The organism is Pseudomonas sp. IT-P260 (genome assembly GCF_949768395.1).
In the GTDB taxonomy this organism is placed as follows: domain Bacteria; phylum Pseudomonadota; class Gammaproteobacteria; order Pseudomonadales; family Pseudomonadaceae; genus Aquipseudomonas; species Aquipseudomonas parakoreensis.
This window is the reverse complement of the sequence record NZ_CATKPO010000033.1, coordinates 214,723-235,308: the sequence shown is the minus strand read 5'-3', so window position 1 is coordinate 235,308 and position 20,586 is coordinate 214,723. Positions and strand designations below refer to the sequence as shown.

Here is a 20,586-nt window from a genome sequence, read left to right as displayed (position 1 = left end):
GATGACCGGATGGAATTCAGTACTGGTGAATTCCATCGCTCATCAAACTGATGATGGAGCCACCAGGTATTTTGAACACCGGGCGTGACGATGGCGAAAGAACGGCTTGAATGACGTCTGGAGAAAATCCAACGCCATCCCATGCGGTGTCTGCGCTGAGTTGGAAATAGTTGACGTTGGCTGGCAGCTATCGGCCAGAAGGGGTCATTCAAAGGATGGTTGTCAGTCTCTAACTATTATTTCTTCACACTTTTTTTGCTTTATGGAGGTGCACCAAATAATTCATATGCGCTCCTTTTTGATGCTGTTGCAGCCACATCTCCACAATTAAAGGCTCCGTTGGTCGTGGTTTATTTGCCACAATGGTGCATAAAAAAATAGTTTGACAGCGCAGTTTGGTTGAACATTAATTATCAGGGCGCTCAACTGGAATGTGAAACACACTCTGCTACGGTTCGTGTTTAAGGGTTGCTACTTCGTATTGAGCAGTATGAGCGATTGGGAGTTCGACCGGTTGAGGCCGTTTTCTACGATTGGCAGCTTGCGACTGTGGTAAGGGGGTTGACCATGTTTTTCGGCGTAAGATGGTATGATCGAGAGTACTTCGAAAAGAATCGAGATATAGACAAGAATAAAATGCACGGCCACCTCTTTTCTTAGTTTGGTGTGAGCGCAGATAGCTTTAAAGTCAATCATTTTGTAGCAGGCTGATTCGTGTGAAGGGGTCGCCATGGCAGGGAGCTATAGCGGCCCCCATACGAAGAAGGAAATTATGAATTGAGTACATTCCGAACGTATCTATACCTGGAGTTATTGCTCTGGATCTACCTCGGATGTTGGAACACAACGCTGCCTCTGATTATTGTACATCGGGGCAGCCTGTTTGAACTGGCTGTCTACGAAACAGCACTCGCATTCGCAGCGATAATTTCAATGTTGTGCTTTGCGCCACGCGTTGAGTCGATGCGCCGTAGTACTGCTCTTAAGGCAGGTTGTATTGTAATCTTGTTTGCCAGTGCATTGCGGTACTTATTTGCTTCTAACTGGTATTCGCTTGACGCCCTGATTCTCATCGACGTTATCGCCGTAGCAGCATTTGGAGTGGTCCAGCCTCTTTTTGGCATCTATCCTGCTGAAACTGTTGATAAACATCAAACGAGTGCTGCATTTCGCATTCGGCGTATCGTTGTTACCGTGGGTAGGGTTGCGGGGCCTTTGTTAGCGGGCATTGTAATTGCGGTGTATTCATTGGACATCTCGCTACTTTTTTCTTCAATACTGGGACTGGTAGCCGTAGTAATAGCAATGGCTCTACCGATAAGTGAAGCCCCCACAAAGCCAAGATCAACATCACATCGTATTAATGACATGTTTCTTGGGCTTAAACTTAAATGCATTCTTCCGCCAGAACAATTTTTGACCTGTTCCGGACTGCTACTTGGTTTGACCGTCACGGCGATCGTGCCGATGCTGATTCCGACACTTATACATACTCGCAATCTTGCGGAAGGCAATGCAGGCCTGTTGAATGCTGTCTTCGCGAGTGGAGCTATTGCAGGCTTGTTAATTTTGAGCCCAATTATTGCTAAAAGACACAATCAGCGCAAAAAATATCTTGGATGTTGGTCGTTACTGACTTTTTCACTTTGCGCGACGACGCAAAGCGATGAAGTTTGGCTATTGATTCCTTGGCTGTTTTTCGCGGGGGCGGCCAGTGCTTGTATTACCTTGATCGGAATGGATAAAAGAGTTGTGTCTATACCTTCGGGTGCACGCGTAAGATTGATGGCGTCCACGTTGGTTATTAGTCAGTTGGGAAGCTCGGTTTCATTCGTGATGACTGGCGCTATCATGTCTAAATTCGGCACGGCGAGTCTGGTATGGCTGTATCTGGGAGTGTTTGCAGTTATCTTTTTATACTCCATGCGTTCAAAAGAGGTATGGCAATTCCTGGAGAATGATGCTGAGGTGGAGCTGTATTATCAAAATAAACATCCGAAGCTCGCGGCAGTTATGGCTACATGATATAGGCTTCAGGTAAATGGAAGGGTTTATTGTAAAATATCAAGGGATTGTGGTTGCTCGTGTACGTCATACAAACATGACCTTACCGTGATGGGCGCTCCATCGAGTAAAGGGCGTATTGCAGGTCTAGGACAGCTCTTGTAGGGGATGGGGGTGTCGACTAGACGTCGGGCACCTCATATAGGTTGGAAGAGAGGCAGATACTACACAAATGCCAATACGTCCGCTTCTAGCCCGGAGTGTGTAAAAACGCTAGATCTCCTCTCGGTCTTCAAGGCTGACCCTGCTCTCGCGAAACGCGGGGTCAAAGTTATCTGATTTGGAACAGGCGGGAGATCGCGGTTATGGCCTTGTCTCCGTCAGTTTCATAGAGACCGAACAGGCGCGTTTGGTCGCTCAGACGATGAAGCCGAAAATGGTTATAGAACGCTTGGCCTAAGCGCTGATTATCGAATACACCGCGTTCCCAAAGAGTTAAAAACTCTTGATACGCAACGCGCTCAATTTCCAGTCTCGGCATGCTTTCCATATACACATCCATTTATGTCAGCGATGACCGAATCCTACTGACGCCGGACAGATGCGGCAATGCGTGTTTGGGGGCGATTTTTAATCATCCGAGCTGGCTTTGGAGTTTTTACACACTCTGGACAGGTTCCTGCCCTTCGTGAGAGGCAGCAAACGACACAAAGGAGACGGTTTCCATGTGGGCTGTGGGCATGGTTTCAGCTCCAATGTGAGCAATAAGGCTAGCACGCAGGCCCTGAAAATGTGGTGTCCATCGTGTGTCGGTCGTAATCCAGCAGGTAAGCATGATGGAGACGATACAGCTGTAAAAGCAGATTTTTGTTGGGGCCGACCACATCCATACCTCTGTCGTCGTAGGGGAAAACCATGACATGTTTCTTCAAATTGAAGAGGTACAAAATGCAGTTGGGTTTAGGCTGAATTGCGGAAAAGTCCCTAGCCAAGGCACACCAAAGAAATGTTTGAAGCTGGGTGGCGGGTGCTTCAAATGCGATGTTGATCCAATACTCCGGCTCCTTTTCGCAAAACCATTCCTCCGGATCTATTTCCTCACTCCAGACTGAGCATTCCGTGGGTATGTTAATGTCTGCAGATCGAAGAGCGCGAATCAGGGGCCGATGAGCAAATCGGTTGATGCCAGAATGAACGCGCAGACAAGCAACAAGCGTCGCGTCATCAAGGAAGATATCGCTGCAGATCTTTGCTGATTTTCGTAGTGCTGTTAGAAATTGCTCAATCACTCCGCCAGTTTCAGAGAGCTCAAAACGCAGACCTCCTGGATAGGTATAGAAAAGTGGCCTGGCAAATGCTTTACCCTCGAAGATCCTCTCAATTTCAAGTTGTAGATTCACTTGATCCCTTCATGGCTAATAGCCCGACTCCATGGCTTGGGCGGTGCAGACGGATATTACTGTATACGTTAGATCTGAGCTAAACCGCGATCGTCCTTTATTGGCCGATTGCTGTCTGTGCCTACGGGCAGCTTCCGGTCAGAAGGCGACACCCGCGAGTGACCGCTTTCCCATAGCGGCCCTGCGCGAATGGCGGATAAAGATGTGCCGGTCGATGCGGTCGGCGGCACATCGCTCGCCGCGCACGAGGCGGCGTTGCGCAGAATGGAACAGGCGGGCGCGAAGCTCATAAGCCGGGCGCAAATGTACTGCGAACTACAGCGCGACTGGGCGCGAGAAGTGACCGTACCGGGCTTTCTGGGCGTATTCGAGAACTTCGACGGGTTCAACGCTGAAAAAGCGCTGGAAGAAGCGGACAAGAAGGCCTGATTAGCGGGCAGTGGATGAAGGTGTCGCTCGCGAAAGCGGGCGCCACCTTTATTTTTTTCCTGCTGCAAACGACTGCTTTTGCGCAGGGCCCTGCCGCCGATTCAGTACCCTGAATGCGTCATGACTCTGTCAGATATCAACATGTGAATACTGGACAGTCGTGTCGCTTACTCATGAATCAGGAAGAGGCTTCACCAAAACCAATACGGCAAAAACTTTGGCGTGGGTTCGATCATGAGTTCCAGGTGGTAGGTGATCGGGTTGAAGAAAAACATATCCAGTATCAGAAAAGCCGCTACGCCAAACGACAGCGTCATGAACTCCCGATAGGGATGCTCGGCGAAGTACTGGTGTTTGCCATGGTAGAAGCTCAGCAGCGCAGACAATCCCAAGGCTACACCCAAGTAGTTGGGCTGTAACGGAACATCGGCGAAGTTGTTGTAGACCAGCACCGCTACCAGCATCCCCAACCCAAGCAGGGGCAACTTCAGGCAGACGTTGAGCAGGCCGTTTTTGGCGCGGACGAAGGCGGCTTCCTTGCTGACGAAGAGGTAAGCGGCCAGCAATGAAATCGCCGGGGTGATTGCCAGGATGTAGCGTGCTTTCTTGGAACTCGGAAGAGTGAACAGCACCAGCAGCACTAGCAGCCAGCCGGTTAGATAGCGCAGCAGGTCGATGTTTCTATCGCGGTTCGAACGGAAGAACAGTTTGTACTTCTTGAGAATGACGTTGATGGCGTAAAACACCGTGATGCCGTAGGTCAGCAGACCTGTCGAGAAGTAGAAGTAATAGCGTGGCGCGTGGTCGGAACCGAAGCGTGCGATGCCCTGCATGTTCAGCACTTCGTCGAGGAACGCTGGCCCTCCTTGCACGTAGGCCGCCCATGCCAGTAACACCACCCCTACAGTCAGAATCACCCCCGAGAGCAGTGAAAACAGCAGCAACATGCGCCACTGCCGGCTCAGTAAGTAATAAGCGCCAATGACACTCGCAGGTCCGATCAAGCCGATAGGCCCACGAAAAGCGAAACCCAGTGCCAGCCCGACGTACAGAAACACAAGGCGGCGCGGGTCTTTTTTGATCTCGGCCGTATAGGCAAAGTAGAAGCACACCACCGTTAACAGCGCCGGATAGATATCCAGTGCCAGCGAGTTGACGCCGTCGAGAAAAGCCCAGGTCAGCAGACTGAAAAGAACGCCGTACGCCCCCCACTTCTTGCTGTGCAGCGCGCCCAGTCGATAAATGAATACCAGCATCAGCGACGCGGCCACGCAGGACGGAAAACCCATGGAAAGAACGGATACCCGGCCGAATGGCAAGGACACCAGGTAGACCAACAAGGTATTGAGGACCGTGTAGTCGGGATAGGGTTTTAGGTCTTCGGCGATCGGGAACAGTGTGATGCCGTGCAGCAACATGTAATCGGCAAAGTCGACAAAGCGTGTTGTGTAGTTGAGGACCGCGGGTTTGTACTGCAATGCCATGAACACGGCCAGTGTTATGAAAAAAATGCTCAGGCATGGATTTCTCGTAATCAGTCCCGTCAACATTCCAGCCCGCGAAGTGCGCTCTACAACAAGCCGGGCATCATATCGATCCATCGCTAACCCTTTAGTGAAGTTGTTCTTTTGACCGCAATCCTGACAGTCCGGTGACGCCTGCATTGAACTTGTGTGTGGCGCGAGTTTGATGTTGAGCCTGGCCCGCGGCGAGGACTATTCAAGCATGACGGCCCTAAACACACCCTGAACAAAACCAATTGAAGTCAACAGGAAAACCGTATTAACAACGCGTGTCGAAACGGGCTTTGTGCATTTCAATGATTGAATGGCAGTGATACAAGGCCGGCTAGATGACGCGACCTTTCTTCGACGGCGAATGATCGGCCGGCCCGGTTCTGGCGGTTTGCAACAATCGGGCGAACGCCGCTTTGTCGATGGGCCGACTCATGAAATAACCCTGCACCTCATTGCATTGATCCTTGCCCAGAATCGCCAGTTGCTCCTCGGTTTCCACGCCTTCGGCGGTCACGGTCAGGCCCATGGCTTTACCCAGGCCGATGATCGCCTGGACCACCGCGCGATCGTTGGCGCCGTTGCTGATCGAGGCGATGAAGCGCTTGTCGATCTTGATCCCGTCGAACGGGTAGGCGCGCAGGTAGCCGAGGGACGAATAGCCGGTGCCAAAGTCGTCCATGTTCAGGCGCACGCCGAGTTCCTTGAGCGCATTCATCGTGGCCAGCGCGCCATCGGTGTCGACGAGCATCACGTTTTCGGTGATTTCCAGTTCCAGGCGACTGGCCGGGAAACGGGTCTGGATCAGCGCTTCGCGCACGTCTTCGACGACATCGCTGAGGGCGAACTGTGCCGGGGACAGGTTGACTGACAGGAGGATGTCTGACGGCCATTCGAGTGCGGTTTCACAGGCTTCGCGCAACACCCAGCGCCCCAGCGCCACGATCAGATCGGTCTGTTCCGCCAGGCCGATGAACACGTCCGGGCCCAGCAGACCCTTGGTCGGGTGCTGCCAGCGCACCAGCGCCTCGACCGAGACGATGTGCTTGCCATCGACGGTGTAGCGCGGCTGGTAATGCAGAATGAATTCGTCGTTTTTCAGCGCGCCGCGCAGGTCGCTCTCCATTTGCCGGCGGGTCTGGATCTGGTCGTTCATGTGCGCTTCGAAATAGCACCAGGTGTTTTTGCCCTCGGACTTGGCCTGATACAGCGCGATGTCGGCGCAACGGATCAACTCGCTGGGCACGAAACCCTGGCGGCGGCTCAGGGCGATACCGATGCTGGCCCCGACGTGCAACGGATGGTGCTCGAAGAGCATCGGTTGATGCAGGCTCTCGACCAGCCGGGTACAGAACCGGTCGACTTCCTGCCGAGTGTCCATGCCATTGAGCACCACGACAAATTCGTCGCCACCCAGGCGCGCCACGATGTCGTGCTCGCGGGTGCATTCGCGCAGACGACTGGCGACTTCCTGCAACACCGCGTCGCCTGCCGGATGGCCGAGGGAGTCGTTGATCGGCTTGAAGTTGTCCAGGTCGATCACCAGCAGCGACAGCGGCGGAGCGTGCTCCTTGAGCAACAGCGCCTCATCCAGATAACGCGCCAACTGGTTGCGATTGGGCAGGCCGGTGAGGGCGTCGTGCATCGACAGGTGCTGGATCTGCGCATGGGCGGCGACTTCGTCGGTGATGTCGCTGGCGGTGCCGCGATAGCCGACCACGGTTTGCTTCTCGATAATTGGCCGCGCCGACAGTCGACAGTGGCGTTGCTGCCCGGCGTGATCGCGGTAGGTGCAACGCAAGTCGCTGGCATTGCTGTCCTCGGTGAGTTTCTTCAGCCACAGCTCCAGCGGCGTGGTATCGCACGACACCAATTGCCCAATGCCCTGGCCCAGCCACTCGCTTTGTGGGTAGCCGGTCACCTCGCTGAAGCGCGCCGAGAGATAGGTCAGGCGCAAGTGTCTGTCGACTTCCCAGATCCAGTCCGACGCCGCTTCGGCGACCGCGCGAAACCGTTCTTCACTGGCTTCCAGCGCATGGTTGGCCGCTTCCAGTGCCTGATTCGAAGCCTGCAAGGTGCTGAAACTGTGGTCGACGTAGGTTGAAGATCGCACGGCGTGGCGCAAGAAATAGGCGGTCAACAGCATCAGCACGGCCAGCACGGCGCCAAGCGTGGGCAGCAACGACCACAACAATTGCTGCCCGGGTCGTTTCAGATCCGCTATCAAGCTGTAACCGGTGCTGTCCAGCGGTACTCGTGGTTGTTCTTCGGCGAGTTGTCCATCCGGAGTCAGGGTCAGGTTGCTCAGGCCATAAGCGACTCCGATCACCCGCAGTTTGGCGGGCGTCAGTTTGTCGACGAACACCAGCACCGAGGTCTGTTCCGGATCGCCCACCGGACGCTCATCGTTGGGCAGGATCGCCGCCGCCGTGACTAGCGCCGGCCATCCGTCGAACAGTGAGTAGGTGCTGACAGGCACCGTCAGACTGGATTGGCCTTGCACCTGATCAATCAGTGAGGCGGCAGATACCTCGAGCCAGCGCGAGATGTCACCGTCTTTCTGCTGCCCTTGCACCACGGCGTATTGGGTCCCCTGTCGATTCAACACAAAAACACCGTCATAACCGTCGGTGGTGAACAGGGTTTTGCCGATATTTTGCTGGTCGTACGCCCAGTCGATATCGACATCTGGATGCAGGTGTTCGTAGGCCGTGTTCCAGTCGGCATAGCTGGTGATGTAGCTTTTGGAGGTCGCGATGCGATTTTCCAGGGCGCGGGCCGTATAGAAGCGGGTTTGCTCGACATCCTCGCGATCCAGGCGAGCGGCAATGCTGAGCAGGGTGCCGACAGCGGCAATCACCCCGACGATAAACAGCGTACCGACCGCAAACGCCAGGCGGCGGGTGATTGCGCTTTGCTGAGGCGGAACCGGCGTGGCAGGAGCGAAACTGTCCATATGCTCGTCCTTGGTAGCTAGGGTTTGCTCATCTGGAACAGCGGCCCGAGCGCATTGTTCAATCTGTTGTTGGCAATGGCGCTGCGGCGGATTTCTCAAGCGTAGTGAATACGCGGGGATTTTGCCTTGAGACCGCAGCGGACGCGGATGGCTCGGTGCTATCGGTGCTCAGTGCGAAGAAACGTACACAGAGGGCGTGGCGGACTGGGGCAGGGCATACGTGGCTTTCATCCACGCGACCTCGGCCAGCGGTGTGCGACCGAAGAAGCGCTTGAACTCCCGACTGAACTGCGAGGCGCTTTCGTAGCCGACGTTGAATGCGGCCGTCGCAGCCGGCATGGCACTGCGCAGCATCAACAGGCGCGCTTGATGCAGTCGCGTGGCCTTGAGGTATTGCATCGGCGATGAGTCAGTGACGTTGCGAAAATGCACATGGAAGCTCGGTACGCTCATCCCGGCTTCCTCGGCCAGCGACTCGACGTCCAGACGTTGGTCGTAGTCGCTGTGAATCCGCCGGATCGCCCGGCTGACCTTGCCGAAATGCCCTTGCTGCTGGAGCGCCGCCCGCATCGAACCGCCCTGGGCACCGGTCAGGATCCGGTAGTAGATCTCCCGGACCAGCGCCGGCCCGAGGATCTGCGCGTCGCCGGGAGTGCTTAGCGCTTCAAGAAAACGCAAGGTCGATGCGCGCAATGGATCATCCATCGGCGAGGCGTACATTCCTTTGGGCGGAGCGTCGCTGGGGCCGAACACCTCGTCGACCTGCAGCATCAACTCGCTGGCCAGTTGCAAGTCGAGGCGCATATACACCGCCAGCATCGGCTCGGCCGCGCTGGCCTCGGTCTCCATGGTGAACGGCACGGGCACTGACACCACCAGATAATGCTGGGCGTCATACACGTAGACATCATCACCCAGATAACCGCGTTTACGCCCCTGGCAAAGAATGACGATGCCGGGGTCATACAGCACCGGGGTGTTGCTCAGCGGACGATTCGAACGCAGAAAACGCACATCATCGAGCGCACTGAGGTTATAGCCTTCCAGCGGCGCGAGCTGCCCCAGCAACTGCACCATGCGCGCGGTGTAAGGATCGGATGGACTCATGGGCATTGATCTCCTTGCCGGGGCTCAGCCATCGGTCGAGCGGGTCAGGTTTTCCCACTGTTCGATCTCGGCCAGGCTGCGTTGCAGTTTTTCGCGTACCAGCGTCAGTGCATCGCTGCCCAATAGCAAGTGCACGGGTGGGGAAGCGCTGCCGATCAGCTGAAGCATGGCCTGCGCAGCCTTGCGCGGATCGCCCAATTGCTTGCCGCTTTTCTCTTCGCGGGCCTTGCGTACCGGGTCGAAGCTGGCGTCATAGTCGGCGATGCTGCGCGCCGTACGCTGCATCGAACGACCGGCCCAATCGGTGCGAAACGAGCCAGGTGCCACCGCAGTGACAAAAATGTTGAACGGCTGCAATTCCTTGCTCAGCGTATCGGAAAGGCCTTCCAGGGCGAATTTGCTTGAACAGTAATAGGCGATACCGGGCATGGTAATGCTGCCGCCCATCGAGGTGATATTGAGGATATGCCCGGCTCGCCGCTGTCGGAAGTACGGCACGAACGCCTTGATCATCGCTGCCGCGCCGAACACGTTGACCTCGAACTGATGCCGCATCTGCGCCAGCGGTGACTCCTCGAAAACACCCTCATGTCCGTAGCCGGCGTTGTTCACCAGCACATCGACCGGACCCATTCGGGTTTCGACGTCGGCGATCACGCCGTCTATGTGTTCGAAATCGGTGACGTCGAGTAACACGCCGTGTGCCCGATCTGCTGACAGGGCTTCGAATGACTTCAGGTCGGCGTCATTGCGCACGGTGCCGATAACCCGGTGACCGGCGTTGAGCGCCTCCTGCGCGAGCGCACTGCCAAAGCCACTGCTGACACCGGTGATGAACAAGGTTTTGAGGCTGTGCATGGCAAGCTCCGACGGATAAGTGAGAGGCCATGGTAGGCAGCCTGGGGCGAGAGGGGTATGCCGGTTAGTCTGCGAGGATTGCCTGTTCCTATTGGCAGGCCTGCGAAAATCAGCGAAGTGTTACTCAGCTACCGATCTGCACCTTTGCAGGGCTCGCAATGAGCCATCGGGTAGCACATCTCGAGTCTTGCAAGACAGGAACTTATCGCCGGTTTGTCGCTTAAATCATGCGAATCAAAAGCTTGGCTGAGTTGAACAGAATCTGGCATGCATCGTGCTTTTTTTGCATCCGTGGATAATTGGATACAAAAAGACAAAAGGTGCTGCCATGCAATTCGCTCCTGCCTTCGATCAACGTCAACCGATGACCGCCGAAGAAGAGGCCTACAACTTTCTGTTGGAGGGCATCTGTGGTGGTCGGTACCGCAAGGGCGACCGGTTGATCGCCGAGGACATCGCCAGTGAAATCGGCATGAGCCGCATGCCGGTGCGCGAAGCGTTTCGCCGTCTCGATGCGCAGGGTCTGGTGACGCTGAGGCCCAATCGCGGCGCGGTGGTCAGTGGTCTGGATGTCGAGCAGATGCACGAAGTGTTCGAGATGCGCAGTGCGCTAGAGGGCCTGGCGATTCGCATCGCGGTGCCCAGGATCAGCGAGCGTCAGTTGACGGCGCTGGAACGGCTTCTCGATGAAATGGATGACTACCGCGACGAGAGTGCGGCGTGGGTCAGCCGCCATCGCAAGTTCCATGAATACCTGTGCAGCCTCAGCGAGCGCCCTCGGTTGCTCAAGCAGATCAGCGCCCTCTACGCGCTGATCGAAGCGCCCATGCGCCTGTGGCTGCAGCACATCGAAAAGCCCCTGAGTGCGCGCCAGGAGCACCAGATCATCCTTGATGCGATTCGCGCCGGCGACGCCAGCAAGGCCGAAGCCGTGGTGCGCGAGCACATCGAAGGCACGGTGCCCGAACTGATCAAATTTTTGCAATCGGAAAAATAACCACAGAGCGGAACACGAGTCCGCCGATGTTTTGACGTTGAGTACTGCCCCCGTTACTAACCGAACTGGAGTGTCTGGTCATGCATACGTCTCGCCTGTTATTGGCTGCAATTTCCCTCGGACTCTGTTCGCAATGGGCGCTCGCCGCACCCACGGTGCCGGAGCGTCTGGTCAAGGTCGACAAACTGACCTATTGCTCGGGCATGGATTCGCCGCCGCTGGTGTCTTTCGATGAAGCGCAAAAGCCCAAAGGACTGACCGTCGACCTCGGCCTGGAAATCGCCAAGCGCCTGGGCGACAAGAAGGTCGATTGGCGGGTGATTCCGTTCTCCGGACTGCTCCCGGCCTTGCTTGCCAAACAGTGCGACATGATCGTCGACCAGCTGTTCGACAAGCCCGAGCGCCGCGAGGTGATCGACATCGTCAACTACATGTATTCCAGCCAGGCAGTCGTCGTGCCCAAAGGCAATCCGAAGGCGCTGAAAACCCTGGCGGATTTGAGCGGGCACAAGATCGCGGTGCTTAACGGCTCGACCATCAAGACCTTGCTCGATGCGGAAAATGAAAGCCTGACCAAGGCCGGCAAGCCGCCGATGAAACTGGTGGTCTACAACACCGACACCGACGCCTTCCAGGCCTTGCGCATCAATCAGGTCGACGCTTACGGCACCACGGTGGAAACCGCCGGTTATTACGCCGCGATGGCCCCGGACCTGTTCGAGGAAGGCGTTCCGGCCTTCAGCCGGATCCTTACCGGCCTGGGCATCCGCAAGGACGATGCGCAACTGAGCGCTGCGGTGCAGCAGATCATCACCGACATGCGCAGTGACGGCAGCTACAACCAGCTTCTGAGCAAATGGCACGTTTCCAGCGACACACTCGATTGAGGTAGGCGTTGATGAACTTCAATTGGGATGTGTTCTGGCAATACCTGTTGCAGCCGAGCGGGGTTTATCTCACCGGGCTCTGGCTGACCTGCCTGATCAGTGTGCTGGCAATGCTGCTGGGCTGTGTGCTGGGGTTGGCCGCTGCATTGTTGCGTTTGTCGAAGAACCCGTTGCTGCATCTGCCCGTGCGTTTTTATGTGTGGCTGATGCGCGGCACGCCGTTGCTGGTGCAGATCGTTTTCCTCTACACCGCGCTGGCGGCGGGCGGGATTTTTCGCTTCGAAGACATTGAGCTGTTCGGGCTGGTGGTGCCCGGCAACATTCAGGCCGCGATCATTGCTCTGGGGCTCAACGAAGGCGCGTACATGGCCGAGATCATCCGCGCCGGTATCGGCGCCGTGGACAAGGGCCAGTACGAGGCCGGGCGTTCGCTGGGCATGACCTTCGCCAAACTGATGCGTCGCATCGTGCTGCCACAAGCGTTCCGGGTGATCGTGCCGCCGCTGGGCAATGAGTTCAACGTGATGCTGAAAAACACCACGCTGGTCAGCGTGATCGGCGTGCAAGAGCTGTTGCTCAGCACGCAGATGGTCACCTCGGCAACTTTTCGGGTGTTCGAGTTGTACCTGGTGGTGGCGATTTATTTCCTGTTGCTTACCACGCTGTGGGGCTTCTTTCAGCGCTGGCTGGAGAACCGCTTCGGCCAGTCCGACCGACCTTCTTCGCCGCCGCCGGCCTCCAGTCGGATGTTCGGTCGCAGCACTCTGAAACTGTTGAGGGGACGCTAAGCATGGCGCAGCCAAACGACGAACTGATCATCGAAGCGCTGAACATTCACAAGTCCTTCGGCGATCTACAGATTCTCAAGGGTATCTCGCTGCAAGTACGCCGTGGCGAAGTGGTGGTACTGATCGGCGCTTCGGGTTCGGGCAAGACCACGTTTATCCGCTGCATCAACCTGCTCGAAGACATTCAGGGCGGAGAGATCCGGGTCAGCGGTCGGCCCATGGGCTATCGCACCCGGGCGGACGGCAGTCTGGTGCGTGATTCGGAGCGCAACATCGCTCGCCAGCGTCGCGACATCGGCATGGTGTTCCAGCGCTTCAACTTGTTCCCGCACATGACCGCTCTGGAAAACATCATCGAAGCACCGATTCAGGTGCTGGGTGTGCCACGCCAGGCAGCGCTGGAGCAGGCGCGGGCCTTGCTCAAGCGAGTCGGGCTGGCAGACAAGGCCGGGCATTACCCGTCGATGCTTTCCGGCGGCCAGCAGCAACGAGTGGCGATCGCCCGAGCGCTGGCGATGAAACCGCAGGCGATGCTGTTCGACGAACCCACCAGCGCCCTCGACCCGGAAACCGTCGGCGAGGTTCTGCAAGTGATGAAAGAGCTGGCCGAGGAGGGCATGACCATGGTCGTGGTCACCCATGAAATGGGCTTTGCCCGCGAGGTCGCCGACCGGGTGGTGGTGCTCGATCAGGGCGAACTGATCGAACAAGGCCCGCCGGAACAGATCTTCAGCCGTCCGACTCATCCCCGAACCCAGGCCTTCCTCAGCCGCGTGCTGTGAATTTCACAAGGACATCGACGATGCGTTTATCGAGTGTGTTTACGGCGCTGTGCTGCGCCGCCGTGGTCCCCATGCTTCAGGCCGCCGACTCGGTGGTGAAGGTCTACAACTGGTCCGATTACATCGGCCCCGATACGCTGAAGAACTTTGAAAAGGCCAGCACGATCAAGGTTCAGTACGACATTTTCGACACCAATGAAATGCTCGAAGCCAAGTTGCTCTCTGGGCATTCGGGCTATGACGTGGTGGTGCCGTCCAGCCAGTTTTTGTCCAAGCAGATTCGCGCCGGCGCCTATCAGCCGCTGCAACGCGGATTGCTCGATAACTGGAAGCACCTCGACCCGCGTTTGATGCAACGTCTGCAGGCTGCCGACCCCGGCAACCAATACGCCGTGCCGTACATGTGGGGCACGGTAGGCATCGGCTACAACGAGGAGAAAGTCCGCGCCGTGCTGGGCAAGGATGTGCCGCTCGATTCCTGGTCAATGGTGTTCGATCCGCAGAACCTCGCCAAACTGAAAAGCTGCGGCGTGGCCTTTCTCGATGCGCCGGTGAAGATCATTCCCCAGGCCCTGCTTTATCTCGGCCTGGACCCCAACAGCGTCAAGCCGGACGACTACAAACAGGCCTCTAAACTGCTGATGACGTTGCGGCCTTCGGTGACCTATTTCAACTCATCGAAGTACACCGCGGACCTCGCCAACGGCGACATTTGCGTGGCGATCGGCTACTCCGGTGACGTGATGCAGGCCCAGACCCGGGCGCGCGAGGCCGGGAAAAACATCGACATCCGCTACCTGATTCCCAAGGAAGGCGTGAACCTCTGGTTCGACATGCTGGCGATCCCCAAAGACGCCGCTAACGTCGCCAACGCCCATGCGTTTATCAATTACCTGCTGCGCCCAGAGGTGATTGCACCAGTCAGCGATTACGTCGGCTACGCCAACCCGAACAAGGACGCCACGGCGCTGATGGATCCGAAGGTCAGCGGTAATCCGGGGATCTACCCGACTGACGAGGTGATCAACCACGCTTTCGTCTCCGCCGATCTGCCGGAAAACATCCAGCGTCTGATCACCCGCGAATGGAACCGGATCAAGTCCGGCCAATGAATTGCTGATTTGAAGAGCCTTTGCCATGTTGAAATTTTCTGCTCACGAATACCCTTATCCGTCGCAACGCCAAAGCGTCTTCGCCCGTCGTGGCATGGTTGCGGCATCCCAACCTTTGGCCGCGCAGGCCGGTATCGAGATGCTGCAAAAGGGCGGTAACGCGGTCGACGCCGCCATCGCCACGGCGGCGGCGCTGACCGTGGTCGAGCCTACGGGTTGTGGCCTGGGCGGCGATGCGTTTGCGCTGGTCTGGTTCAAGGATCAGTTGCATGGCCTTAATGCCAACGGCCATGCCCCGGCCAGTCTGAGCATCGAAGCGGTGAAGGCGGCCGGCCATGAGCAAATGCCGTTGTATGGCTGGACGCCCGTGACGGTGCCCGGTTGTCCATCGGCTTGGGCCGAGCTGTCGCAACGTTTTGGTGTGTTGCCGTTCGCCGATGTGCTGCAACCGGCGATCAGTCTGGCCAGAAACGGTTTTCCGCTGTCGCCGGTGGTTGCCCATCAATGGCAGATCGCGCTGGATGAATTCAGTCCTCATCGCAATGAAGTGCTGCAGGCCTGGTTCGACACGTTCCTGATTGACGGTCGTGCGCCCAGGGCCGGAGAGATTTTCCATAACCCGGCGCAGGCGCGAACCCTCGAAGAACTGGCCCTCACGCGTTGCGAGAGTTTGTATCGCGGCGATTTGGCGCAACGCCTGGATGCGCATTCGCGGGCAACGGGCGGCTATCTGCGCGCCACGGATCTTGAGCATTACCGCGCGCAGTGGGTCGAGCCCATCCACGTCAATTATCGCGGCGTGGATGTCTGGGAAATCCCGCCGAGCGGGCAGGGGCTGGTGGCGCTGATGGCGCTGAAGATTCTTGAAGGTTTCGACTTCGACCACCGTGACAGCCAACAGACCTGGCACCGCCAGCTGGAGGCGATGAAACTGGCCTACAGCGATGGTCTGCACTACATCACCGATCCGCTGCACATGCGCGTGGCCGTGGCCGATCTGTTGAGTGACGAGTACAGCACCCGCCGCCGTGCTCAGATTGGCGAACAAGCGCAGCCGCCGACGCCGGGCGATCCACACGCCAGTGGCACGGTGTACCTGGCCACAGCGGACGGGCAGGGCAACATGGTCTCGTTCATCCAGAGCAATTACCACGGCTTCGGCTCCGGCGTGGTGTTGCCCGACAGCGGCATCGCCCTGCAAAACCGAGGGCAGGAATTCAGCCTTGATCCCGAGCATGCCAACGCATTGGCTCCCGGCAAAAAGACCTTTCACACGATCATTCCCGGCTTCCTGACCAAGGACGGCCAGGCGCTGGGGCCGTTTGGCGTGATGGGCGGCTACATGCAGCCGCAGGGTCATGTGCAGATGGTCATGAACCTGGTGGATTTCGGCCTGAACCCGCAGTCGGCACTGGACGCGCCGCGCTGGCAGTGGCTGGGCGGGATGAAGGTCGGCATCGAGCAGGGCGCTTCAAGGGATCTGGCCAATGCGTTGGCCCGTCGTGGACATGAGGTGCAGATCGCCAGTGACCTGACGGATTACGGACGCGGGCAGATCATTTTGCGTGATCCGGTGACGGGCGTGCTGTGTGGCGGGACCGAGCCGAGGGCGGATTCGCATATCGCGGTTTGGTAGAGACGGCAGGCACTCGTGAGGTCAGGAGCACACACTTTTTCACAAAGACCTCCCGGGATCCAATCGATGGCAGAATCTCCCTGACTTGACTGTTTTGGAGAACACCATGCTTCGTGTGTTTGAACGAAGACTCGATCCTTTCCCGCCTGACGAGTTGCCACCGCCGCCCAACGGTCTGGCCAGGTTTCTCTGGGCCTGCACTCGGGGGGCGCGCGGCTACGTCCTCGCGCTGGCGTTGCTCAGCGCTGCCGTGTCGGTTTATGAAGCGTGGCTGTTTTCCTTCCTCGGCCAGGTCGTCGATCTGCTCTCGACCTGGCAGGCGGGCGGGGAAGCGGCTGCGCAGGAGCGTCGCGTGTTGTGGGGCATGGGCATCGTCATGGTGCTCAGTGTCGGATTGGTGGCGTTGCGTACCATGGTTCAGCACCAGATTCTGGCAATTAACCTGCCGCTGCGCCTGCGCTGGGATTTCCATCGGCTGATGCTGCGGCAAAGCCTTTCGTTTTTCTCCGATGAGTTTTCCGGACGGGTCACGACCAAGGTGATGCAGACAGCGCTCGCCGTGCGCGACGTGCTGTTCACCATGATCGAGATCCTGCCCGGGATCGGCGTGTACTTCATCGCGATCATCGCCTTGGCCGGCGGTTTTGCGCTGAAGCTGATGCTGCCGTTTCTCGCGTGGGTCGTGTTGTTCGGGCTGGCCATGGGGTACTTCGTGCCGCGCCTGGGCAAGGTCGGCCAGGAGCAGGCCAACGCGCGCTCGATGATGACCGGGCGTATCGCCGACGCCTATACCAACATCACCACGGTGAAACTGTTCTCCCACTCCAACCGCGAAGCGCACTTTGCGCGGGCGGCGATGGAGGATTTCAAGCAAACCGGTTTTCGCCAGATGCGTCTGGTCAGTCTGTTCGAGATCGTCAATCAGGCCCTGGTGGTGGCATTGATCATGTCAGCGGGCGGCTATGCCCTGTGGCTGTGGCACCAAGGCGATGTCGGCGCCGGCGCGGTGGCGGCGATCACCGCCATGGCGTTGCGGATCAATGGCATGTCGAACTGGATCATGTGGCAAATGACTTCGCTGTTCGAAAGCATCGGCACCGTTCAGGACGGCATGGCGACGCTGACCCAGGGCACCAAGGTGCAGGACGCGCCGGATGCCGGCGTGCTGGTGACCTCGGGCGGCGCAGTGACGTTCGACAAAGTGAAATTCAATTACGGTGGCGAGCGTCAGGTGCTCGATGGCCTGAGCCTGAGCATCCGTCCCGGAGAAAAGATCGGTCTGGTGGGCCGCTCCGGTGCCGGCAAATCGACGCTGATCAACTTGCTGCTGCGTTTCTACGATGTCGACAGTGGCGAGATTCGGATCGACGGCCAGAACATTGCGCACGTGACTCAAGACAGCCTGCGCAGTGCCATTGGCATGGTTACGCAGGACACTTCGTTGCTGCACCGCTCGATTCGCGACAACATTGCCTACGGCCGGCCCGATGCCACCGACGCGCAGATCCGCCGCGCGGCGGCCAACGCTCAGGCCGACGAATTCATCAGCCAGTTGAGTGACCGCCAGGGCCATACCGGTTACGACACTCTGGTGGGCGAGCGCGGGATCAAGCTGTCCGGCGGCCAGCGCCAACGGGTAGCGATTGCCCGGGTGATGCTGAAGAACGCGCCGATTCTGCTATTGGACGAAGCCACCAGTGCGCTGGATTCCGAGGTTGAAGTGGCGATTCAGGAAAGCCTCGACGACATGATGCAGGGCAAGACCGTGATCGCGATCGCTCATCGACTGTCGACGATTGCGGCGATGGACCGGCTGATTGTCATGGATGACGGGCGCATCATCGAGCAGGGCACCCACGCCGAATTGCTGGAGAAAAACGGTGTGTATGCACGGCTGTGGGCGCATCAGAGCGGCGGCTTTCTGGGTGAGGACAAAGGCGTGATCGAGGCGGTGGATCAGGCCTGAATGAAGGGGACGAACTCGAATGCCTCTGATCCCTCAATACCCGTGACAGCGTGCTGTCGGACCTTATTTCCTGTGTAATCCATGGAGCATTGCATGATTGATAACTGGAGTGGTCAGGTAGCGTTGGTCAGTGGCGCGGGCAGCGAGCAGGGCATTGGTTTCGCCATCGCCAAACGTCTGGGTGACCTGGGGGCAAAGCTGATCATCACCGGCAGCAGCGCGCGCATCCTTGAGCGTGTCGCACAACTCTGTGCGCAAGGTTATACCGTGGAAGGTCGCGCTGCCGATCTGACTGAGCCTGCTCAGGTCGCCGAACTGGTGACCTGGGCCGAGTCGCTATGGGGGCGAATCGACATACTGGTGAACAACGCCGGTATGGCGGTTCAGGGTGAGCCCGAGGTGTTTTGCGACGTTGCCACAATGAGCGTCGAGCACTGGAACACCTCGATTGCCCGCAATCTGACCACGACCTTTTTGTTGACCCGCGCCGTGTTGCCAGGGATGCAGCAGCGTCGCTACGGGCGCATCGTCCATATCAGTTCCACCACCGGTACCCGTGGCAGCAACCCCGGCGAGGCCGCGTATGCGGCGGCAAAGGCCGGAATCGTCGGAATGAACATGAGCCTGGCGCTGGAAGTCGCCCCATTCGGTATCACTGTGAATGCTGTTGCTCCCGGATGGATCGCGACACAGTCCAGCACCCCCGAGGAGTTGACAGCAGCGCGCTATGTGCCGGTCGGACGTGCAGGCAGACCGGAGGAGGTGGCTGCCGCCGCCGCTTTTCTCGCCTCACCCGAGGCCAGCTACATCACCGGTGAGCTTCTGGTGGTCGACGGCGGTAACTGGCTTTCTGAGAACAAGGGGCCGCGTTGAGGGCCATCCAGCAGCAACGTCTGCCGGTGAGGCGAGGCTTTGACGATTCATGAGGTCGTCTGGTCATGAGCGAATACCAGTTTTCGCGACACCTGCAGCAGTATCGGGCACTGTATCTTGTCTCGGTTTTGTTCAAGCCCGATCGGCGCGGTCCATCATTCGAATACTGGCAAATGTCGATTCGTTGCGTGCCTGATCGAGCGTCGTCAGCGTTCTGATCGATGACGATTGCACTGCCGCTTTTCGACTCATTTCAGAGCCTGAACGCTCGTCGCTCGGCGGCACACCAAAGTGCTCGCGATAGCATTTTGAGAAATGCGGTGTGGAGACGAATCCGCAGACATACGCCACGCCAGTTCAACGATCGGCAGGGAAGTTTGTTTGAGCAGTTGCCGTGCGCGAATAAGCCGCAACCTCAAGTAATAGCGTGACGGTGTGCATTGCAGGTATTTCTGGAACAGTCGCTCCAGTTGTCGGCGTGACAGTTCGACGTATTCAGCCAGTTTATCCAGGTCGATCGGTTCTTCAAGATTGGCCTCCATCAGCGCGACGACTTCTTGCAGCTTGGGCTGATGCGTGCCGACCACATGTTTGAGCGGCACGCGTTGATGGTCTTGCTCGTTGCGGATGCGCTCGTAGACAAACATCTCGGAGATTGCGCTGGCCAGTTCACGACCATGATCACGAGCAATCAGGTGCAGCATCATGTCCAGCGGCGCGGTGCCTCCAGAGCTGGTAAAGCGGTTTCGGTCGAGGGTGAAGAGGCTGGTGGTGACGGTGACGCGCGGGAAAGCTTCCTGCATCGCCGCTAGAAACTCCCAATGCACGCTGCACTCGTAGCCGTCCAGCAGCCCGGCTCTGGCGAGCGCCCAACTGCCGGTGCACACTCCGCCCAGGCGTTTTGACTGTCGCGCCAACGCTTGCAGCCACGCCGTGTGCTCCCGGGTAATCGAGGTCTGGATGCCGACACCACCGCAGACGATAACCGTGTCCGCCATGGAGGGATTACGCCACGCCCCGTCCGGCGTGATTGGCACGCCGTCGCTGGCCCAGACCGCTGTTCCATCGCGGCTGAAGGTATGCCAGCGATACAGTGTTCGCCCCGACAATTGATTGGCCATGCGTAGCGGCTCTACGGCGGATGCCAAAGATATGAGCGTGAATTTATCCAACAGCAGAAAACCAACGGATTGTGTCGTACCGTCGGCCACGAACGGGGTCGATGACATCATGGCCTCACAGGAATCTGTCTGAGATACAGGCGTCGCTCATTCCCC

General features: G+C 57.7%; 15 protein-coding genes and 2 pseudogenes. 10 read left to right on the top strand and 7 right to left on the bottom strand.

All coding sequences use genetic code 11. From position 1 onward, the window contains the following. The first annotated feature begins 777 nt into the window (after nucleotides 1–777). Nucleotides 778–2,025: an MFS transporter gene (locus ACM6HV_RS15020; protein WP_414904601.1), complete on the top strand. Its 1,248-nt coding sequence runs from the start codon at nucleotides 778–780 to the stop codon at nucleotides 2,023–2,025. Nucleotides 2,026–2,335: 310 nt separating this feature from the next. Here ACM6HV_RS15020 and ACM6HV_RS15015 read toward each other — a convergent pair whose 3' ends face one another. Both ACM6HV_RS15015 and ACM6HV_RS15010 read right to left on the bottom strand, forming a co-directional pair. Next, nucleotides 2,336–2,554: a hypothetical protein gene (locus ACM6HV_RS15015; protein ID WP_134786422.1), complete on the bottom strand. Its 219-nt coding sequence runs from the start codon at nucleotides 2,552–2,554 to the stop codon at nucleotides 2,336–2,338. Between the two features lie 220 nt (nucleotides 2,555–2,774). Then, nucleotides 2,775–3,404 (bottom strand): DUF3885 domain-containing protein, encoded by a 630-nt coding sequence (locus ACM6HV_RS15010; RefSeq protein ID WP_414904600.1) that lies wholly within the window; start codon nucleotides 3,402–3,404, stop codon nucleotides 2,775–2,777. 204 nt (nucleotides 3,405–3,608) lie between these two features. Here ACM6HV_RS15010 and ACM6HV_RS15005 point away from each other — a divergent pair. Further along, nucleotides 3,609–3,833 (top strand): annotated as a pseudogene (locus ACM6HV_RS15005) (hydrolase); the annotation flags it as partial. A gap of 191 nt (nucleotides 3,834–4,024) precedes the next feature. On the opposite strand, the gene ACM6HV_RS15000 reads toward ACM6HV_RS15005, so the two are convergent. From ACM6HV_RS15000 to ACM6HV_RS14985, 4 genes are all read right to left on the bottom strand, one after another. Beyond that, entirely contained in the window at nucleotides 4,025–5,335 is a 1,311-nt protein-coding gene (locus tag ACM6HV_RS15000) for an ArnT family glycosyltransferase (RefSeq protein ID WP_414904761.1), read from the bottom strand. Nucleotides 5,336–5,681: 346 nt separating this feature from the next. Then, nucleotides 5,682–8,303, bottom strand: coding sequence for an EAL domain-containing protein (locus ACM6HV_RS14995; RefSeq protein WP_414904599.1), 2,622 nt, complete (start codon nucleotides 8,301–8,303; stop codon nucleotides 5,682–5,684). A 168-nt stretch (nucleotides 8,304–8,471) separates the two neighbouring features. Further along, nucleotides 8,472–9,410 carry an AraC family transcriptional regulator N-terminal domain-containing protein gene (locus ACM6HV_RS14990; protein ID WP_414904598.1) on the bottom strand — a complete coding sequence of 313 codons (939 nt, stop codon included), beginning with the start codon at nucleotides 9,408–9,410 and terminating at the stop codon, nucleotides 8,472–8,474. 24 nt (nucleotides 9,411–9,434) lie between these two features. Then, nucleotides 9,435–10,268, bottom strand: a complete 834-nt coding sequence (locus ACM6HV_RS14985) for an oxidoreductase (protein WP_414904597.1) — start codon at nucleotides 10,266–10,268, stop codon at nucleotides 9,435–9,437. A gap of 328 nt (nucleotides 10,269–10,596) precedes the next feature. On the opposite strand from ACM6HV_RS14985, the gene ACM6HV_RS14980 reads away from it, so the two are divergent. The 8 genes from ACM6HV_RS14980 (at nucleotide 10,597) to ACM6HV_RS14945 (ending at nucleotide 19,309) form a co-directional block, all read left to right on the top strand. Beyond that, nucleotides 10,597–11,265: a GntR family transcriptional regulator gene (locus ACM6HV_RS14980; protein ID WP_182401178.1), complete on the top strand. Its 669-nt coding sequence runs from the start codon at nucleotides 10,597–10,599 to the stop codon at nucleotides 11,263–11,265. 80 nt (nucleotides 11,266–11,345) lie between these two features. Then, nucleotides 11,346–12,152, top strand: coding sequence for an ABC transporter substrate-binding protein (locus tag ACM6HV_RS14975; RefSeq protein WP_041064034.1), 807 nt, complete (start codon nucleotides 11,346–11,348; stop codon nucleotides 12,150–12,152). Nucleotides 12,153–12,163: 11 nt separating this feature from the next. Next, entirely contained in the window at nucleotides 12,164–12,940 is a 777-nt protein-coding gene (locus ACM6HV_RS14970; protein ID WP_027611757.1) for an amino acid ABC transporter permease, read from the top strand. 2 nt (nucleotides 12,941–12,942) lie between these two features. Continuing rightward, complete coding sequence (locus tag ACM6HV_RS14965; RefSeq protein WP_047294482.1) at nucleotides 12,943–13,722, top strand: amino acid ABC transporter ATP-binding protein; 780 nt, start codon at nucleotides 12,943–12,945, stop codon at nucleotides 13,720–13,722. A gap of 20 nt (nucleotides 13,723–13,742) precedes the next feature. Then, nucleotides 13,743–14,834 carry a polyamine ABC transporter substrate-binding protein gene (locus ACM6HV_RS14960; RefSeq protein ID WP_414904596.1) on the top strand — a complete coding sequence of 364 codons (1,092 nt, stop codon included), beginning with the start codon at nucleotides 13,743–13,745 and terminating at the stop codon, nucleotides 14,832–14,834. Nucleotides 14,835–14,859: 25 nt separating this feature from the next. Next, nucleotides 14,860–16,470 carry a gamma-glutamyltransferase family protein gene (locus ACM6HV_RS14955; protein ID WP_414904595.1) on the top strand — a complete coding sequence of 537 codons (1,611 nt, stop codon included), beginning with the start codon at nucleotides 14,860–14,862 and terminating at the stop codon, nucleotides 16,468–16,470. 106 nt (nucleotides 16,471–16,576) lie between these two features. After that, on the top strand, nucleotides 16,577–18,436 hold the full coding sequence (locus ACM6HV_RS14950; RefSeq protein WP_047294478.1) for an ABC transporter ATP-binding protein: 1,860 nt from the start codon (nucleotides 16,577–16,579) through the stop codon (nucleotides 18,434–18,436). A 93-nt stretch (nucleotides 18,437–18,529) separates the two neighbouring features. Further along, nucleotides 18,530–19,309, top strand: coding sequence for an SDR family NAD(P)-dependent oxidoreductase (locus ACM6HV_RS14945; protein ID WP_414904594.1), 780 nt, complete (start codon nucleotides 18,530–18,532; stop codon nucleotides 19,307–19,309). 132 nt (nucleotides 19,310–19,441) lie between these two features. Here ACM6HV_RS14945 and ACM6HV_RS14940 read toward each other — a convergent pair. Further along, nucleotides 19,442–20,538, bottom strand: a pseudogene (locus ACM6HV_RS14940) (GlxA family transcriptional regulator). Nucleotides 20,539–20,586: the final 48 nt, after the last annotated feature.